We start from the raw sequence: 18,428 nt of genomic DNA on the forward strand, positions 1-18,428 counted from the left end.
GGCTGACCTTTATAATACGAAGGGGCAGGATAGTTCAAGAGTGCTGTTTGATTTTTGTTCAACAATTGGGCAGATTTTGAGGAAGCTCTTTGCGGGAATTTTATATTTACATATTATGTTAACGTCATGTAATATAGATATAATAATAAATGCGATGAAGAGAAGAGTAGATAAGATCAATTCTTTCTAGAGAGCTCCGTTTGGTGGAAAGGAGTAAGGATGATTTATTGAATCAAGCCTCTGAGTATCATATTGGAACCTTTTTGGTGATGGTGTGACGGGAGCTCCCGTTATAGAGCTAAGGTATAGAATTTTTGTACCTGATAAGATTAATATGGCGACATATTAATAAACTGGGGTGGCACCACGATTATAAAATCTCGTCCCCAAGACATTGGTCTTGGGGGTGGGATTTTTTTGTTTTGTACCTGGGTTATTTAAATACACGAATAAAGCAAATATTTGTTTCTTGCAGGTAGGATCTTTACTTGATAAGAAAGGAGAGTGGTAAGAATGGTTTTGAAGAAAAAACTTGCGTCCTGGAAATATCCATCAATCTTATTACTTGGAATTGGAGTCTCAAATGTGGGTGAATGGATTTATTTTATATCTCTTAATTTAATCGTTTTGGATATGACAGGCTCACCTCTTGCAGTATCAGGACTTTATATCGTCAAACCCTTGGCTACTTTATTTACGAATTTTTGGGCTGGGAGTATTATTGACCGATTAAACAAGCGAAAACTAATGGTTTTTCTTGATATATTCCGAGCTATATTTATAGCTTTATTACCTTTTATGTCATCCATTGCCCTAATTTATTTAGTTGTATTTATTATAAATATGGCGAGTTCCATGTTTGGTCCAACTTCAATGACTTATATTACAAAATTAATTCCTCAAGAACAAAGAAAAAAATTTAATTCCCTTCATAGTCTAGTTACTTCAGGAGCATTTTTAATAGGGCCAGCAGTTTCAGGGTTATTGTTTTTTATTGGAACTCCAATACTTGCAATTTTTACAAATGCAATAGCATTATTTATTTCAGGAATGGTTACGTTACTAATGCCTGATATAGAAAAACAAACAGTGGTATCATCAACAAATAATATGCTATCAATGGAAACAATAAAAAAGGATTGGTATGCTGTAGTTGAATTTAGTCGCCGATCTAGTTACATTATGATGATTTACTTTTTGTTTAGTTGTGTAATGGTAATTATGACGAGTGCCGTAGATTCGCTTGAAGCAGCTTTTGCCAAAGAGGTACTATTTTTGTCAGACAGTGAGTATGGTTTTTTGGTCACCATTGCTGGGGCAGGTATTGTAGTTGGAGCTTTAATTAACTCCTTAATAATTAAAAAACTACAAACCTCATTATTAATTGGTGTGGGATCAGTACTAGTCTCAACTGGGTATATTATTTATGCCTTTTCAAGTTCGTTTATCCTTGCAGCAGTCGGGTTTTTTATCCTTGCCTTTTTTATCGCTTATGCTAATACAGGCTTTCTTACATTTTATCAAAACAATATACCAGTTGAAGTTATGGGGCGTATTGGGAGTGCTTATAGCTTAATTCAAGCGATTTTAGTTATAACGGCAACTAGCATTATGGGAGTTGTAGCTCAAATTACTTCGATTCAGACAGTTGTGGTTTTAGGTGTTTTAGTAATGATGATATTATCCATAACGTTGTGTATATTTACCTTATTACCTTCAAAAAGACAATTATACGAAACTGAATCTGCTGGAACAATGGGTTTTTAACCAAAAATCATTGAAGTGCTTTTCTTCAATAAGACTATGCAAAGATCTTCCACAATCGGGCGCGATTCTTGAGAATCGCTTTTCTTAATGAACTAACGGGTGCGTTAGCGCCATAAGAAGGCCGCCAATTGGCGGCCTTTTGAACGTATGATTCTTAGCATTATCATACATTCAAATTCAAGTGGAAAAGTATGATACAATCAAGGCTTTTGAATGTTATGATTAAGAAAATCTGGTGGCAGATGTTATGGCATAGAAGGAATTAATTGCAGAGTCTATGAAAAAAAAATGAGGTGAAGAAAAATGGTTGCAAAAACAGAAGAAGATATTAATGGTTTGAAGGAAATTGGCAAAATTGTTGCCTCCATTAGAGATGAATTGGTACAAAGAACAATTCCTGGCATAACGACCAAAGAACTTGACGATATAGCCGGAGAGCTTTTAGTGAAAGCAGGTGCAGTTTCAGCCCCAAAAGGTGAATATGATTTTCCTGGCTATACTTGCATTAGTGTTAATGAAGAAGTGGCACATGGCATTCCGGGTCCTCGGGTTATTCATGAAGGAGATTTAGTAAATATAGATGTTTCTGGTTCCAAAAACGGTTATTTCGCAGATACAGGAATCTCGTTTGTAGTAGGCGAAGGAGAAGCAGTATTAACCAAAATATGCGACGTTGCTAAAAAGGCATTTGAAGCAGGTCTTAAGAAAGCAAAACCCGGTTCCAAAAAAAGTAGAATCGGAAAAGCAGTATTCGAAACAGCGAGACAGCATGGATTCACTGTTATCAAAAACCTTACAGGACATGGTGTTGGACGTAGAATACACGAAGCACCTGACCATATTTGTAATTATTATGATCCATGGGATAATGAAATATTAAAGGAAGGGATGGTTATCGCATTCGAACCATTTATCTCAACCTTTGAAGAAGAAGCATTACAAAAAGAAGACGGTTGGACCTATGCCACAGAAAAAAGCTATGTAGCACAATTGGAACATACGATTATCCTTACTAAAAATGGTCCAATTATTGTCACACTTTAATTCAAACATACGCGAAAAAGAAAAATATATGGAGTTCGCTTACTAACGGATGCGTTAGCGCCATAAGAAGGCCGCCAATTGGCGGCCTTTTGAATGTGCGATTCTTTATATTATCGTACATTCAAGTTAAATAAAAAATACTCAACTCTTTATCGAAAAATATAGTCCTTTCTAGTTGATAACTGTGCTAATTTCACTATAATTCCACAGATGTACAAGCATTCTCTAAAAAAAAGAATTAAATATAGAGTGAACAAGCTCAAACACCTTTGTAAAGAAAGGAGGAATCCTTTGTGGGAAAAGAGAAGAACAAGAAATGTAATTGTGAAAAAAAAGAAGAAAAGAAGCCGAAACCCCCAAAACCACCCTGTCCACCTGAATATAAATGCTTTCCTAAGCCATTTTGCGATATTGAAATCGTTTGTACAAAAACTTGTGGAAATATACATTTAAATCATGATGTTCGCGATTTGAACATTTGGAAAAAAGGATTGGATGAAAAAACGATTGTCACTGCATCCTTTTTCAATAGCTCCTCTAGTTCAGTTTCCCTTCGAGTTGTTGTGATTCGTATGGGGAAAATTCCTGTTGTACTTAATATCCCAAAAGGAAACTCACTTTCGGCAACTGTAGAAGATGCTGTTTCTATAATTGTATCTCATGAAGGAGAAGGAACAGTTGATGGGACATACTGTTTGGAAATATGTTTTCCTTTTCGCGACAAAAAATTCTTCTTCAACTAACGGTGTGTTAGCGCCATAAAAAGCCGCCAATTGGCGGCCTTTTAAATGTAAGATCATTTTAATAATCATACGTTCTAACGAAAGTGAAAAAATACAAAGTTTCCTATCCTAAAAAGAAGAATACCTTATAAAAAGGGTTTGTACTTTTTATTAACAAAGGAGAGACCAAAAGTTGACGAACAACCTTAATTTTTGTGGGCCACTGGGAAAATGTTGTTCAGGAGAAATTCAAGGGCCAAGTGTAACTGCTAATTCTATGTTTGCCTCTAATACAGTAGGTACTGTGATTTCGGTAGCTCTCGGAGGAGCTACCAGTATTCCCCTTCCCAATAATCAAAACTTAGATAGTTTTGTAACTAATGGTGCAAACACCATTTTCACTGTCCCAGTAACCGGCCGTTACTACATTACCTATCAAATTAATACAACAGCTGCACTCGGACTAGGAGCTGGTTCAAGAATTTTACTAAATGGTACTACTCCAATTCCAGGTTCTATATTAAGACCAGTTATAAGCGTTTCAACCTTTAATAATGATGTCATTGTAAACCTAACTGCTGGTGACACAATTTCATTGCAATTATCTAGCAGTATACTCTTAGTAGCTACTCTCTTATCAGCAGGAGGATCAACAGGTGCATCCCTAACAATTATTAGAGTAGAGTAAAGGGATAATATTTGAAGTACTAATACACTTTTGAACTCTTAAATAACAAAAAACAGGTATTATCAACATTATATGGCACTGAATTTATTCTAAATATAAATTAGGAGGGAGATTAATATTGATGCAATTCGGGAATTGTTGTAATGGTCTATTAGGGAGTGTAAATGATGCAGTGTGTTTTACTGTTGATTTAAGTAATACAGCTGGGGTAGCTTTAGAGCTTTGGAATGATGCTACCCCTTTTATTATAAATGGAACAATTGTAGTAGAAAACAACGGAATTATCGGAGCTTCACCAACGGCTGCTCTCTCTGTAAATGGAACTCCAGTTGGTGGATTTATAGTCACAGCAGGTCAAGTCAAATCTATTACTATGAACAATATAAATTCGATTGGACTCATCGGATCAGGTACAGGAACAGCAAGTATCAGAGTTTCATTTTCCTTAAATTATAAATTTTAATTGGAATTTAGAAAAAATTATAAAAAGTGTCATACCATTGTTGAAAAAAGAAGGTGTTTCTGGAAGAAAGGACCTTGAAAAACAGTTCTATATTTTAGGGTAAAAAGAAGCTAGAGTGCCTGAATTTAAAGGTCAGATTCAAGCACAAGAAAAAGGACTCGACTTATGGAGGGCCTTTCGTTTTTATGGATGGAAGGTGGATCTCAGTATACAAGCAGCCAGATGTGATCGATTTATGTAAACTATAGGTTTAAAGTGAAATATCACTTTTCTATCCCATTAATACGGGCCTTCATAATCAATGAAGGCCCGTATTAAATACTATATCCTATTTGGAATTCTGAAAATTAATTCTTTAAATAACCCATGTTAATAATATTGAAATTACTAAACTTTGAATCATAATCATACATTCAAAGTTGAAGTGAAAAAGTACCCTTAATGAACTAAACCAGCTAATAGTTAGTCAACATTTTTCAATGAAAACTTAAAATATTTCATGCTATACTAAATTTGTGCATGCTAAATAACCTTCCAATGAACTATATTTGGAAAGTTTTGTGCTATTTAGTTATACTTTTAAACTAGGTTAGATCTTGGAAAGTCGAGTTATTTTGTAATAGTGCATAAATCCATTGTAGAAGCTTATTGGCACATGCTATCACAGCTACTTTAAAGGGCTTTCCTTCTTCACGTTTCTTATCATAGAACTCTCGTAATCTTTTGTTCCGAGGGATGATTTCATCTGTCGTTTTCTTCTTGCGACAATCACGAATGGCACAACGAACTGCCATATATAAGGCATGGCGTAGTCTACCAGAACCTCTTTTGGTAATCCGATTTACTGAGCCTTTAAATTTACCTGATTCAAAGATACTTGGATCAATTCCGGCAAATGCCACTAGTTTTTTAGGGTGATTAAACCGATCAATCTCTCCAATTTCAGAAATAATCGTTGTAGCGATTTTTTCACCGATACCAGGGATGGATTGGATAATCTTATATTCTTCAATTTCTTTTGCCAAAGCATTTATCTCTTCTTCCAATTTGGATAGGTGCTTTTGGTATTCTAGAAGCATTTTTATATACATCTCTAGGCTTAAAATGTGACTCTGATATAAAGTTCTCTGAAAAGGATTTCGAGCTGAGGCAGCCATAAGTTTCTCTGCCTGTGTATTCGCCCACTTTCTAGAACGACTTGGACAAAGTTCATTAATCCTATTTGCTACAGTTTCTTCATCGACTGCTGATATGTCTTCAGAAGTAGGGAATTCTAATAGAGTAAGCAAAGAAACAACCGAATACAAATCTCCAAAAACCCCTCTATATTCAGGAAATACTTGATCAAGAACAGCCTGAAACTGTAGTTTTGTTTGTACATAGATACCTGTTATATTTGCATGTTGTCTTGAAAGATTACGAAGATTTAAGAGTTGTATCCCTCGTTTTTTATAAGGCTCTAAATCCTCTTTATAGTACAGCTCGCAGAGGTGACGTGCATCGATTAAATCTGTCTTTACTTTCCGTAAACTAGAGCTCTTCGCACGATAAGAAATGAGTGGGTTAACGATAATTAATAAGTAACCTCTCTCCTCAAAATACTGTACAACGGGCGTATGATAATGCCCAGTAGACTCTAAAACGACCGGAGGTCGAATTCCTGTTACGTTTTCTATCTCTCTAAGATATTGGTGTAAGCTCTCTAGTCCTTCAATGGTATGTGCTACTTTAAAACTTCTTTTATAAGGCTTCTTCTTCTCCAAGAATGCTTGAACCTGACTTTCACCTTTCGCTACATCCAGACCAACTACTGGATTCATTTATTATCTCCTCCTAAAGAATATTGCCGGTACCCCTAAATCCTTCTTGTAGTATCATAGCTTCGCTTGTTATACGAGATCTAGTCCCAACCAGCCTAATCATGTTTCTACAAGTAGGGGGCGAACTGTTTAGTTGACGGGGTCCAAGCCCCACGGGCAGGAACGTTCTACCCCGGCTACCGTTATCATATATCGATAAAAAAATTGTTCAACCAGAAATAACTGGCTGACCTTTATAATACGAAGGGGCAGGATAGTTGCATAAGCGTAGTGTATTCGAACTGTGACGTATTGCAGGATAATTTCATGTCTATTTCCCTATTTATTAACAAGTTCAAGAGAAAACATTTTAATAATTACACAATTGTAATATAATCCTAAAATAGAAATTAGTTACCTAAAAAGGAGTATTCAAAATGTGCGAAATAAAAATGTATAGGGAGTTAGAATTAAATATAAAGAACCTAAGAAAATTACTTATAGAAACTGGTGTTAAGAAAGGTCTAAATCATCAGGAAACACTTAAATATAGTGAAAAGCTAGACAAGTTGATTCTTAAGCAATCCCTAATAAGTAATTATTAAATACTTAAAGATTTACCAAACCCAGCAATCAATGATCTTTATCGAACGAATTAACATTTTCATTTCCCCTTTATGTCGCAGTTTGTATCTGATGTGTAACATAATCCCTTTAAGGTCAATATATTATTACGAGCAAGGCAAATTAGTCACCACATGCATCTCCACCAGCCGGCCTTGCTCTTTACTTCATTTCATATTCGAACTGTGAAATAAGAATGTTGTGTTTTTTTTTAGTTTTTAGGAAAACTAATTAAAATTGATTTAATACAACAACAGGAGGTAACAATATTGAAAAAATTAATAACTACATTAATCATCTTTAGCTTTATAGCCACTGTAGTATCTTCAAATGCAGCAGCAGCGTCAGACGAGCTATTTAAAACTCCTATCATAAAGCAAACTGATCAATGGAAAATCGAAATAAAAAAGGGTAAAGAGACGAAAAAAACTAATAAGAATGTGTTTAAATCATATAACGTTGTTATCACCAATATTGGTAAAGAGCTAGATAAAGTTGAATTTAATACTTACAGGAATGAACCAAATACTGAAACAAAATACGGATTAAGTATAAACGACCATCAATATGAGAAATTTAAAAAGGGACAAGCCTTTGAATTTTCAAATTTCCCTATATCGGTTAAATCCAATGAACTTCAATTTGAAATAAGTTGGCACGGAAAACCACACAGCAAAGAAGTTCAGGGCAGAAAATACAAGGAGACGTTTACTTTCACGCCTACTAAATAAGAGAAATGAAGGGCCGGGATACTTGGGTGCCCTTTTTTACCGCACAGTTTGTGTCAACTCTACAATAAGTCTTTATAGAACTAACAGGTGCGTTAGTTCATTAAGAAGAATAAGTAAAAAAAGTCGATTCCTTAACGTAGAGGAGATCGACTTTTTAGGTTAATTGTCACACAGATTATGTACGCCAAATAAGCGCGTGATGTCCGAGAAAATGGAATGGAAATAAACAAGAGTTGCAGCTTGTTTTACCGAAGCAGCAACTCTTTGTTTTATAAGATGGGATATAGGAAATCCCATACATTTTAACTCATTATTTTAATGGTTGTCCTTCAAATGCGTTAACATTTAAAGGTGAAGAAAGGAATTCTTTAGCTTTACCAACAAACGAGGTGAAGTGCTCACTTGAATTATGGCTTGCAACCGCCAGATGATCTTGCCAAACTTCAACCATTGTAAATTCATTGTCTTTTTCTGTAGCTTTGTGAAGAGTGTAAGAAACATTTCCACTTTCCGCTCTTGAAGCTACGATTAGCGGTTGAATCTCCTCTAGAAATGCATCTTGTTTTGCTGGATTAATATTGAATACGGCATGAATGATAATCATTAAACGTCATCCTCTCTTTTGTTAAGCATAATAAACTTAATATATAATTAAAGTAAAAATAACATACTCGATTGAAATTTAATGAATGGATTCTTTATTACATTACTTCCATTGTGCGACTTTATCAATTGGAAGACGAACTGATTGATGGCCATTATCTGCTGCTTTACCGATTGAAATTAGCATAACTGGTACGTATCGATCTTTATCTAATCCAAAAGCTTCTGCAATCTGGTCTTTTTCATAGCCCCCGATTGGATTTGTATCATAGCCATAAGCACGAGCCGCAAGCATTAGTTGCATGGATACAAGACCACCATCAACTAGAACGACCTCTTTCATCTCTTCACTAGTGATTTTTTCGAAATATCCAGCAAATGAGGCTAATATGTTTTCTTTTACTTCTAAAGGCATAAGCCCTAAATCTACAGCTTTACCGTAGATTTCTTCGCCGTTATCAAAATTGTTCATATCACCAAATACGGCAATTACTGCGGAAGATGTTTCGACTTGATTTTGGTTAAAGCGAGCAAGAGGTGCAAGTGTTGCTTTTCCCTCAGGACTATCAATTACAAGGAAACGCCATGGTTGCATATTAACTGAAGAAGGAGCAAGTGTCGCTAAGGTAAGTATTTCCTCCATTTCTTCCCTACTGATTTTTACGGATTTGTCGTAATTTTTTATGGAGCGGCGTCCAGTGACAATTTCTTTGAAATCATTTGTTAATTGTGCTGTAGTAGTCATAGTTGATAGTCTCCTCTTTTTAACTTTAGTAGTTTAATTTATAGTTATTCTCATTTCAAATTGTAACGAATCAAGTGTTAGACTTGGCTTATATTTTTTTGAATGCGTGTCAGCATATCTGTTAACTCTTGACGTTCTTCTTCTTTGAAATCTTTAAGCATCAAAGTGACAAAACGAGCCTTTTCAGCTTGGTAGAGAATAATCTGTTTGCGACCATGATCTGAAAGACAGACAAGAGTAAATCGATTATCCTCCGGATCTTTGCGTCTTAAAATCATTCCAGTCGCTTCAAGTTGTTTTAAATGCCGGGTAATCGCTGCACTGTCAATGTTAACCTCTTTTTGAAGTGCTGTTTGACTAATTTCATCAACTTTATAAAGCTGACATAAGATATCATGTCTTGATTGACTAATGCCCGTACAACTTTCAAATTTTGAACTTATCTGTTTGTTAAGGCAGTTCATTATATATAAAATAAAAGATTCATTAGAACATGAATTCGTCAAGAAACACCCTCTTTTCATACGTTAGACAAAATAATTGATAGCTCAATAGTTGATGTGTCAATTAATATACTATACCCTAAATAATAAAGCAAGTATTTTAGTACTGCAACTTTTGCTTAACCAGAAGCTGCTCATCAATTATTGGAAGAAGATGGTTATAGATGGTGGTAAAAGAAAGATTATGATTATACTTTGAATCCATTACGCTATAGGTGAAATACTCAAGGAGGATTAATGATGAAGGTCGGATTAATTGGATTAGGAAAAATGGGGCTAAACTTAGGAAAGAACTTAATTGACCATAAACATGATGTAGTAGCATTTGATCTAAATACAAATGCTGTTGAAGAAATAAAGAAATACGGGGCTGAAGGTACATCTAGCTTACAAGATCTTGTTCAATCCACAATGGAATTGAATACGGAATGATGGCTTCGATTGGAGAAGGATTTGAAGTATTAGAAAAGATGACCCCTGTACAATGATATGATCCCCTTTTAGTAGACAGAAAAAAGAAAGCACATTAATCTGTCTATATATGGAGGGGATTTTTCTATGGGTAATATTAAAGGAACGTTTGATAAAGCGTTCAAAACACTTCCCACCAATACAATAACCTATTTGAAAAAATATAAAATGCAATCCAGTATGTCAAGAAAGGGAAACTGCTGGGATAACGCTTGTATGGAGAATTTCTTCAGCCACTTTAAATCGGAGTGTTTCTATATGAACTCCTTCGGTACCTCTGAAGAGGTTCGAGGTGCTGTAAGTATGTATATTCGATTCTATAACCATCATCGCTTCCAGAAAAAATTAAACACCCTGAGTCCATATCAATATAGAACTCAGGTTGCTTAATTGGTCTTTTTTATTTCTGTCTATTTGACAGAGGTCACTCCACAACAGAGATCATCTTCTTTAGGCTGCCTAATCCTTTTTTTAAAAATGTCCTTTACAAAGGGTACACTTTACAACTAGGTTCCTACTTCTTATCCAATATAGACAAGAAGAGTCGATCACTTCTCAAATTAAGGATTAGTTGACCATAATCCTGAAGTCTTTACTAGGACTCTTGGATGAAGCTTTAACCCGGCTACAAGCAGCTCTGCTAAATCCTCTGATTGCATAACATTTTCAGGATTTCCACTAATAAGATTGGTTTCAATGGCCAAATCAGTTGCAACTGTACTTGGTGTTAAAGCCGTTACACGGATATTATGCTTTCTTACCTCTAGCATGAGTGATTCCGTTAGTCCTAAAACAGCAAATTTAGAAGCGCTGTAAGCACTTGTAACAGGTGCTCCTTTTTGGCCCGCAGTTGAGGACATATTCACAATATCTCCTGATTTTCTTTCAATCATATCAGGTAAAACGGCTCTTGTTACATTATATACACCCATCAAGTTTACTCGGATGATGTTTTCCCATTCTTCAGGAGTTAAATCAAGAAAACCGCCAAATTTAGCTATACCTGCATTGTTGACTAAAATATCAATAGAACCTAGGTCTGATTTGATGTGTTCAACAGCTTGATGAACTGCTTCAAGATCGGCTACATCTGCTGTTGCTGCTGAAACGTTCACATCATATTGCTCTAGTTCCGCGGTTACCTTTTCAAGATTTGACATCGTTAATCCAATCAATCCTAAATGAACTCCTTCTTTTGCTAAAGCAATCGCAGTAGCACGCCCGATTCCTCTGCCTGCCCCAGTAATTAAAGCAGTTTTTCCTTTTAATGAAATCATGCTATCATTCCTTATTAAAAAATTTTAGAATAATTGTTAATAATAACAAAATAATGTTTTAAAGACTAACCAAAAGACCGCAAAGTTTCTTTAGTATGTTTGCGGTCTTTTGGTTATTACATTCTTAGGACTATGTTTTATTCAAGATTGGCATGTCTGCCATACATCTTATTGGTATCTAATCCCTTTTTCTCCATGAATCTCAAGATGACGGCATCATAAAAAAGTAAAAGGGTCTGCTCAAATAATGAGCCCATTGGTTGGATGGTTTTATAATCGCCCTCTGATTGGTCTTTCGGGGATCCAGGCAATTTAATGGTGATATCTGCTAACTGTCCAATAGTGGAATTAGGGAAAATCGTGACAGTTGCAATTTTACCACCAATGCTTTTTGCTTTTTCAGCCATGGAGACTAAGCTTTTTGTTTCCCCGGATCCGGATCCGATGATTAAGATATCCTCTTTTTCAAAGTTGGGAGTTACAGTTTCACCGATTACATAAGAATCAATTCCCATATGCATCATCCGCATGGCGAAGGATTTGGCCATGAATCCTGATCTGCCTGCACCGGCGACAAAAACCTTTTTCGATTCAAGTATCCCGTTGACGAGTTTTTCAGCTTCTTCATCTGCGATTAAGTCAGCTGAATGATTAAGCTCTTTTAAGATTTCTGCTAAATATTGAGTCGTCTGCATCTTAGGATTAACCTGCTGTAACCGTTTGTTCTTTGATCATTTGTTGCATTTTGGCAGCAGCAGCTTTTTTATCAGCTTGTCCAGTAATCCCGCCGCCTACAATGACAAGGTCTGGATTTACTTTAATGACTTCTGGAAGTGTTTCTAATTTAATGCCGCCTGCGATGGCCGTTTTAGCATTTTTAACCACACTTTTGATGGTTTGTAGATCTTCAAAAGAATTTTTTCCGACTGCTTGAAGATCGTAGCCCGTGTGAACACAAATATAATCCACGCCCATAGTATCCACTTCTTTAGCACGTCCAGCAAGGTCTTTTACCGCAATCATATCGACAAGGACTTTTTTACCCTGTTTTTTCGCTTCTTCTACAGCACCTTTAATCGACATATCTTCAGCCGTTCCAAGAATAGTGATGATATCAGCACCTGCTTCGGAAGCTTTCATCACTTCATATCCAGCAGCATCCATAATTTTCAGGTCTGCTAATACTTTTAAGTTAGGGAATGCTTCTTTTACTGCCTTTACAGCATGGAGACCTTCGTTGATCACAACCGGTGTTCCGATTTCTACGATATCAATATGCTCCTCTACTTCTTTTACCAATTCGATTGCTTCTGGAATGTTGACTAAATCTAATGCTAATTGTAATTCCATCTATGTTTCACTCCTCATAATTTATTAAGTTTGTTGCACAGTAGTAATAATGCCCATTGTTCACTTTCGTTGCTCCTGGCAACTGTAACCAATGCTCTTGCTAACAATGGTACAGTGTTAGTATAATGTGTATATTAAAAGTATGAAAGTACGCACTTTATTTTTACATAGTGTTAAAAAGTATACTATGTGTTATTCTATATAGAAATGGAGGTGAAACAAATGTCACGTATGCAGGACAAAATGTTTAACTGTGAAAAAGAATTAACGCTTTATGTTATTGGCGGTAAATGGAAAATGCTGATTTTGTGGCATTTAGGAAAAGAGGGAACGAAGCGATTTGGTGAGCTGAAGGCTCTTATGCCGGGCATTACTCAACGAATGCTTGTTAACCAATTACGCGAGCTAGAAGAAGACCTCATTGTTGAACGAAAAGTCTATCCTGTTGTTCCTCCAAAAGTAGAATATTCATTGACCGAACAAGGAAAAAGCTTAATGCCAATACTCGATTCCATGTATGAATGGGGTAAAAACTATATGGAGAATGTGATGGATACTCCTGCCAATAAAAGTGCGTCTATTAAATAGCAATCATTCTAAAAAGAGGGGATTAAAAACCACAAGTAGACTTTTAATAAGTCAAGACTTGTGGTCTTTTTATTTGCAATGATCCAGTTCATAAAGGAAATAAAGGAGTACATTCTGGAAAAAGGTAAATAATATTCCTGTGTTGTAAAGGATTTTAGCTGAACTGTTTTATAGTAAGGAATCAAGAATAATACATATTTTCAGGTGAGATGATGAAAAAAATTGTTGAGTATGTTTTTTTAACTTTGGGGGCGTCAATCGTTGCTATGTTATTAGAAACGATGTTAGCACCAAACGGGCTAGTAGATGGTGGTGTAACAGCGTTATCGATTATGGCCAATGCTTTATGGGGAATCCCGATTTATGTTGTATTTTTGGGCTTAAATATTCCTATCTTAATTTTTACAGCTAAAGAAGTGGGTAAAACCTTTGTCATTAGAACTCTATATGCAAATATTATTACTACCGTTGGTTTAGTACTATTTAAATCGATTCCTCCTATTACTAAATCTGAAGTATTAATTGTTTTATACGGTGGGGTAATCTTAGGAGTTGGGATAGGAATCGTTGTAAAATTTGGCGGTGCAATAGATGGCACTGAAATGCTGTCGATTTGGTTTAACCAACACTATCGATTTCAGATTGCCTCATTTTTATTAGTCGTAAATGCTTTCATATTTACGATTGCGGCGGTTGTCTATACATTGGAACAGGCCATGCTTTCTCTGGCTGTTTTTTATATAGTGACGAAAATAATGATTAATTATGTTTTAGATGGATTAAATCATGGGAAATCTGTCATGATCATTTCAGAAAAACCTGATGAAGTTGGAGATAGCATTATCAGTCATTTAAATATCAGCATCACATTTTTATATGGAGAAGGCGGTTTTTTTAAGGGAAAGAAGGTTATTTATTGTATTACGAACAGGTTTCTTTTTTCCAAATTAAAAAGTGTCGTTTTAGCAGCAGATCCATCAGCTATTATGGAGGCGTCCTATGTTTGTGAAACATCTGGTATAGATAGGTCGCTTATACTACCGAAAGCAAATCCTTCTAAATAATAAAGCTTAATATTTGCTTATATTAATTAGCCTCATGTTGATACATGTGTATATCGCCCGTTATAAACCAATTCGCAAAGCTTTGATAAATGACTGTGCAAACGACAAGGGCAAAGAGTCAGCAGTAAGCAAAACATTACAAAGAGTCGTGAACCCAAGGATATTCCATTATTTATCATGAGTCGATAAAACTATTATTTAAATAATGACTCCAAGGCAATTTTGAAAGATCTTCGTAAATAACGAAGATCTTTTTATTTTAAATCCTCTAATTGAAAATCTCACAACCCCATATGGTATATAAAAGTATACTAAGTATATTTTTAAACATTATATAATAAAAAAGTGCGTACTTTTAATTATTTGTTGTAGATATTATACTAACATCAATGCAGCAACCAATCTTTTTTAAGCGGCAATTGTTAAGATGAAAAGGGACTTATACCATTAGGCCTTTTAACAGGGGAATGAAGAATTCTCCTTTATATTTTGAAAATAAGATCGGACTTAAGATAAATCTAATCTTTCTCAACTGTAACAACATCCAATACAGTTGTTAGGTGGAAGTTATACGCATTATTCAAGATAGATCGTCTATTAATGAATGCAGAAAGGAATGAAACGAAGAGGGTAAGGAAAAAAGCAAAACATCGAAAAGTTTGCGAAAGATGTTTAACGATCACTACAAATGATTAATAATGTCCTCAATGTGGCTATGACCATTTCCGGAAATTCATTTTCATGGTGCAAGTTGGGTGAAATAATCAAGTGTATAAAGCGGATGCAGGGTAGCGAAAGTCTGCAATCATTTAGATCGTAAAAAATTTGATGTGCCTTATATGGTTACCATAACCAACAATTATCAAGTATTAGAGTAGGTACCTACCTTTTCTATTGCAAAGTGTTTTGAAAAATGGAGGAATGAAAAGTGGATTCTATGACCTTTGTTTTGTTTGGAGCAACGGGTGATTTGGCCAAAAGAAAAATTTATCCGGCTCTTTTTAATTTGTTTTTAGATAAAAAGATGCCCCAGTCATTTTCAATTATTGGGTTAGGCAGGAGAGAACTATCGGATGGTACATTTCAAACAAATGTAGAACATTCATTAAGAACATTTTCTAGACGCTTTATCGAAGATAAAGCTAAATTAAAAGAATTTATCGACGCGTTTCGTTACAGCCAATTAGATGTAACGGATGTGAAAGGGTATCAAGAACTGCTTAATTTGGTTCAGAGGCGTGAACGGGAGTTAAATATTCCTGAAAATCGATTATTCTATCTGTCTGTTGCACCCGAGTTTTTCGATGTAATCGCCTCTAATATTAAAGAAAGCGGATTGGGAACGACCAATGGATGGAAACGCCTGATTATTGAAAAGCCGTTTGGGCATGATATGGTTTCCGCCCAAGATTTAAATCAAAGGCTACGCAAATCTTTTAGCGAAGAGGAAATTTACCGGATAGACCATTATCTTGGCAAAACAATGGTTCAAAACCTCGAAGCATTGGCATTTACCAATCCTGTGCTTCAATCCTTATGGAATAATCAGCACATAGCCAATATACAAATAACGGCTAGTGAAACGGTTGGAGTAGAAGATAGAGCGGGCTACTATGATCAAGCCGGAGCCATCCGGGATATGTTCCAGAATCATATGCTGCAAATGTTGATGATGATGGCCATGCATTTACCAAAAACGACAAGTGCGGCAGATATCCGGAATGAAAAGAGAAAGGTGATGGAATCATTGCGGCCTTTGCAGAAAGAGGATGTCGGTTCTCAAGTTGTCCGTGGCCAATATAGTGCCGGAGAAATGAATCATGAGCCAGTGGTTGGATACAGGGAGGAACCTGGGGTTGATTCTTCCTCTGTCAATGATACTTTTGTTGCCGCCCGTTTATGGATTGATAATGATTTTTGGGGAGGAGTTCCTTTCTATATCCGTACAGGAAAGAGAATGAAGGAAAAGTCGACTCGTATCGTCATAGAGTTTAAAAATCCAGTGAAGGAATTGTATGGATCCGATCAACAAACGGAACCAAATCTATTAATTGTCAATATCAATCCCAATGAAGGGATATCGTTACAATTGAATAGTAAGAATCCGCTAAAAAACGGGAAAATTGAGCCTATTTCAATTGACTTCTCAACAGGAGCAAAAGACATACCCGAAGCTTATGAACTCTTAATCTTTGATGCATTACGCGGTGACTCGACATTCTTTGCCCACTGGAATGAAGTGGAATTATCGTGGAATTGGGTGCAGCCAGTTTTAGAAGCGTTTGAGGAAAACACAGTCCCCTTACATTTGTATCGTTCAGGTTCGATGGGGCCGGGTGCTTCGGATGAACTTTTAAAAGAGGACGGGTTTTATTGGTGGGAATACCAAGGGTCTAAGTATGAGATGATTTCAAAAGATCAATCAGTAAAAGTATTAAAAATACGTTAACAACACGAATAGTACAGGAGGACAAGAGGATGCAAGTTGGATTAATCGGGTTAGGGAAAATGGGGATAAACTTAGGGAAAAATCTAATTGACCACAACTACGAAGTAGCCGCCTTCGATTTAAATGTTAATGCTGTAGAAGAAATCAGTAAGTACGGTGCTATAGAAACATCGAGTTTTAAGGAACTTATTAAAATCCTGGACGGCCCTAGAATTATCTGGATCATGGTTCCGCACGCTGTTGTCGATTCAGTTATAAATGAGATCACTCCATACTTGAGTAAAGGCGATATCATAATCGAAGCTGGTAATTCTCATTATAAGGACTCCATTCGCCGCTACGGCCAGCTAAAGCAAGTTGGTGTAAGCTTTATGGATGTTGGTACATCCGGGGGAATGGAAGGAGCGCGTAACGGAGCTTGTTACATGGTCGGCGGGGATTCAGAAGTTTGGAGTATGGTTGAACCCATATTTCGAGACACAACGGTTGAAAAAGGATATTTATATGCTGGTCCAGCAGGCAGCGGCCATTTCTTAAAAATGGTCCACAACGGAATCGAGTATGGGATGATGGCTGCGATTGGCGAAGGATTTGAAGTACTGGAGAAAAGTGAGTTTGATTTTGACTATGAAAAAGTGGCAAGAGTATGGAATAACGGTTCAGTCATTCGTTCATGGCTAATCGACTTAACAGAACGTGCATTTTCTAAAGATGCAAACTTAGAACAAATCAAAGGAACCATGCATTCTTCAGGAGAAGGAAAGTGGACAGTGGAAACGGCCTTGGATCTGCAGGCAGCCACTCCAGTGATTGCCATGTCTCTTTTGATGCGCTACCGTTCTTTAGATCATGACACCTTTACAGGGAAAGTGGTTGCTGCCCTTCGGAACGAGTTTGGTGGACATGCAGTTGAAAAAAGCGATTAGGTTAATGTGGGATGGATTTTAGTAAAAAAGATTATTATATATTAAAACAATCCGCAAGGTGAAAAAGGGAGTGAAGTCATGAACGTAATGGATGCAAAAATCATTAGTACCCAATATGGTTTGGAGACGTATTTAGACGTTGTAAAAAGTGTTGATGTAAGAGAACTACATTATCCTACAGAGACAGAACCCTTTTTTGAAATCACAGTAGGGATAGAGTATTTTCTTTTAAAAGAAGAAAGATATTATGACAGTAGAAAGAATTATTTTCGCATCCGTATGGATTCCGATTTTGGTTCCGTAACGCTCGTAGAAACAAAAACGGAAAGTTTATTTGCAGTGAAAAATACAGGCGAGAAAGACGCAACAAAGAAACTTGTTGGAGAATGGCTTATAAAGACCCGGGCTTTCAAACAAGTTATAAATGAACTGATTGTTCAAAAGAAAATGGAAGACGTTCAAACAGAGGGGGATATTCAAGCAGTATTAGGAACCATAAGGTTCTTGGAGAAATTACTCGAAATCGAAGCAGAAGATATAGTAAGGACCATTGTTGAGGGAGAACCTGAATTTGTTCATTAGTAACATTTAAGATGATGGGAAACACTTATGAC

General features: G+C 36.1%; 20 protein-coding genes, 1 pseudogene and 1 other annotated feature. Of the genes and pseudogenes, 14 read left to right on the plus strand and 7 right to left on the minus strand.

Annotated elements, in window-relative coordinates; genetic code table 11:
• The first annotated feature begins 145 nt into the window (after positions 1-145).
• Positions 146-391 (plus strand) — a binding site (T-box leader).
• Positions 392-519: 128 nt separating this feature from the next.
• The 5 genes from RE409_RS28970 (at position 520) to RE409_RS28990 (ending at position 4,684) form a co-directional block, all read left to right on the plus strand.
• Complete coding sequence (locus RE409_RS28970) at positions 520-1,767, plus strand: MFS transporter (protein WP_309559626.1); 1,248 nt, start codon at positions 520-522, stop codon at positions 1,765-1,767.
• Positions 1,768-2,070: 303 nt separating this feature from the next.
• A complete protein-coding gene (gene map, locus RE409_RS28975) occupies positions 2,071-2,811 on the plus strand; it encodes a type I methionyl aminopeptidase (protein ID WP_309559389.1) in 741 nt (246 codons plus the stop codon).
• Positions 2,812-3,104: 293 nt separating this feature from the next.
• Positions 3,105-3,554, plus strand: a complete 450-nt coding sequence (locus RE409_RS28980) for an S-Ena type endospore appendage (protein ID WP_309559390.1) — start codon at positions 3,105-3,107, stop codon at positions 3,552-3,554.
• A 172-nt stretch (positions 3,555-3,726) separates the two neighbouring features.
• Positions 3,727-4,221 carry a BclA C-terminal domain-containing protein gene (locus RE409_RS28985; protein WP_242489173.1) on the plus strand — a complete coding sequence of 165 codons (495 nt, stop codon included), beginning with the start codon at positions 3,727-3,729 and terminating at the stop codon, positions 4,219-4,221.
• A 118-nt stretch (positions 4,222-4,339) separates the two neighbouring features.
• On the plus strand, positions 4,340-4,684 hold the full coding sequence (locus RE409_RS28990) for a DUF3992 domain-containing protein (protein ID WP_397443461.1): 345 nt from the start codon (positions 4,340-4,342) through the stop codon (positions 4,682-4,684).
• Between the two features lie 584 nt (positions 4,685-5,268).
• On the opposite strand, the gene RE409_RS28995 is transcribed toward RE409_RS28990, so the two are convergent.
• Positions 5,269-6,504 carry an IS110 family RNA-guided transposase gene (locus RE409_RS28995; protein ID WP_309557757.1) on the minus strand — a complete coding sequence of 412 codons (1,236 nt, stop codon included), beginning with the start codon at positions 6,502-6,504 and terminating at the stop codon, positions 5,269-5,271.
• Between the two features lie 431 nt (positions 6,505-6,935).
• Between RE409_RS28995 and RE409_RS29000 the strand changes: the two genes are divergently transcribed.
• Positions 6,936-7,088, plus strand: coding sequence for an aspartyl-phosphate phosphatase Spo0E family protein (locus RE409_RS29000; protein ID WP_309559627.1), 153 nt, complete (start codon positions 6,936-6,938; stop codon positions 7,086-7,088).
• 288 nt (positions 7,089-7,376) lie between these two features.
• Positions 7,377-7,838: a hypothetical protein gene (locus RE409_RS29005; protein ID WP_201183632.1), complete on the plus strand. Its 462-nt coding sequence runs from the start codon at positions 7,377-7,379 to the stop codon at positions 7,836-7,838.
• A gap of 310 nt (positions 7,839-8,148) precedes the next feature.
• Here RE409_RS29005 and RE409_RS29010 read toward each other — a convergent pair whose 3' ends face one another.
• The 3 genes from RE409_RS29010 to RE409_RS29020 form a co-directional block, all read right to left on the minus strand.
• The gene (locus RE409_RS29010) at positions 8,149-8,442 is read right to left on the minus strand and encodes a putative quinol monooxygenase (protein WP_056529674.1); all 294 of its coding nucleotides are present in this window, start codon (positions 8,440-8,442) and stop codon (positions 8,149-8,151) included.
• Positions 8,443-8,544: 102 nt separating this feature from the next.
• Complete coding sequence (locus RE409_RS29015) at positions 8,545-9,186, minus strand: nitroreductase family protein (protein WP_056529677.1); 642 nt, start codon at positions 9,184-9,186, stop codon at positions 8,545-8,547.
• A 77-nt stretch (positions 9,187-9,263) separates the two neighbouring features.
• Positions 9,264-9,692 carry a MarR family winged helix-turn-helix transcriptional regulator gene (locus RE409_RS29020; protein ID WP_309559391.1) on the minus strand — a complete coding sequence of 143 codons (429 nt, stop codon included), beginning with the start codon at positions 9,690-9,692 and terminating at the stop codon, positions 9,264-9,266.
• A gap of 237 nt (positions 9,693-9,929) precedes the next feature.
• Between RE409_RS29020 and RE409_RS29025 the strand changes: the two are divergent.
• Positions 9,930-10,097 (plus strand): annotated as a pseudogene (locus RE409_RS29025) (NAD(P)-binding domain-containing protein); the annotation flags it as partial.
• Between the two features lie 150 nt (positions 10,098-10,247).
• Positions 10,248-10,550 (plus strand): IS3 family transposase, encoded by a 303-nt coding sequence (locus tag RE409_RS29030; RefSeq protein ID WP_397444198.1) that lies wholly within the window; start codon positions 10,248-10,250, stop codon positions 10,548-10,550.
• A gap of 170 nt (positions 10,551-10,720) precedes the next feature.
• On the opposite strand, the gene RE409_RS29035 is transcribed toward RE409_RS29030, so the two are convergent.
• The 3 genes from RE409_RS29035 to hxlA all read right to left on the minus strand — a co-directional run bounded on the left by RE409_RS29035 (position 10,721) and on the right by hxlA (position 12,787).
• Complete coding sequence (locus tag RE409_RS29035) at positions 10,721-11,437, minus strand: 3-ketoacyl-ACP reductase (protein WP_201183564.1); 717 nt, start codon at positions 11,435-11,437, stop codon at positions 10,721-10,723.
• 137 nt (positions 11,438-11,574) lie between these two features.
• Positions 11,575-12,132 (minus strand): 6-phospho-3-hexuloisomerase, encoded by a 558-nt coding sequence (hxlB, locus tag RE409_RS29040; RefSeq protein WP_309559392.1) that lies wholly within the window; start codon positions 12,130-12,132, stop codon positions 11,575-11,577.
• A 7-nt stretch (positions 12,133-12,139) separates the two neighbouring features.
• Positions 12,140-12,787, minus strand: coding sequence for a 3-hexulose-6-phosphate synthase (gene hxlA, locus RE409_RS29045; protein WP_048883203.1), 648 nt, complete (start codon positions 12,785-12,787; stop codon positions 12,140-12,142).
• Between the two features lie 222 nt (positions 12,788-13,009).
• Between hxlA and RE409_RS29050 the strand changes: the two genes are divergently transcribed.
• From RE409_RS29050 to RE409_RS29070, 5 genes are all read left to right on the plus strand, one after another.
• Positions 13,010-13,375 carry a winged helix-turn-helix transcriptional regulator gene (locus RE409_RS29050; RefSeq protein ID WP_056519732.1) on the plus strand — a complete coding sequence of 122 codons (366 nt, stop codon included), beginning with the start codon at positions 13,010-13,012 and terminating at the stop codon, positions 13,373-13,375.
• Between the two features lie 212 nt (positions 13,376-13,587).
• Positions 13,588-14,439, plus strand: coding sequence for a YitT family protein (locus tag RE409_RS29055; RefSeq protein WP_309559393.1), 852 nt, complete (start codon positions 13,588-13,590; stop codon positions 14,437-14,439).
• 928 nt (positions 14,440-15,367) lie between these two features.
• Positions 15,368-16,888, plus strand: coding sequence for a glucose-6-phosphate dehydrogenase (gene zwf, locus RE409_RS29060; RefSeq protein ID WP_201183556.1), 1,521 nt, complete (start codon positions 15,368-15,370; stop codon positions 16,886-16,888).
• 29 nt (positions 16,889-16,917) lie between these two features.
• Complete coding sequence (gene gnd / locus RE409_RS29065; RefSeq protein ID WP_309559395.1) at positions 16,918-17,814, plus strand: phosphogluconate dehydrogenase (NAD(+)-dependent, decarboxylating); 897 nt, start codon at positions 16,918-16,920, stop codon at positions 17,812-17,814.
• 78 nt (positions 17,815-17,892) lie between these two features.
• A complete protein-coding gene (locus tag RE409_RS29070) occupies positions 17,893-18,396 on the plus strand; it encodes a hypothetical protein (RefSeq protein WP_201183552.1) in 504 nt (167 codons plus the stop codon).
• Positions 18,397-18,428: the final 32 nt, after the last annotated feature.

It is taken from the genome of Peribacillus sp. R9-11, from assembly GCF_031345095.1.
GTDB lineage: Bacteria > Bacillota > Bacilli > Bacillales > DSM-1321 > Peribacillus > Peribacillus butanolivorans.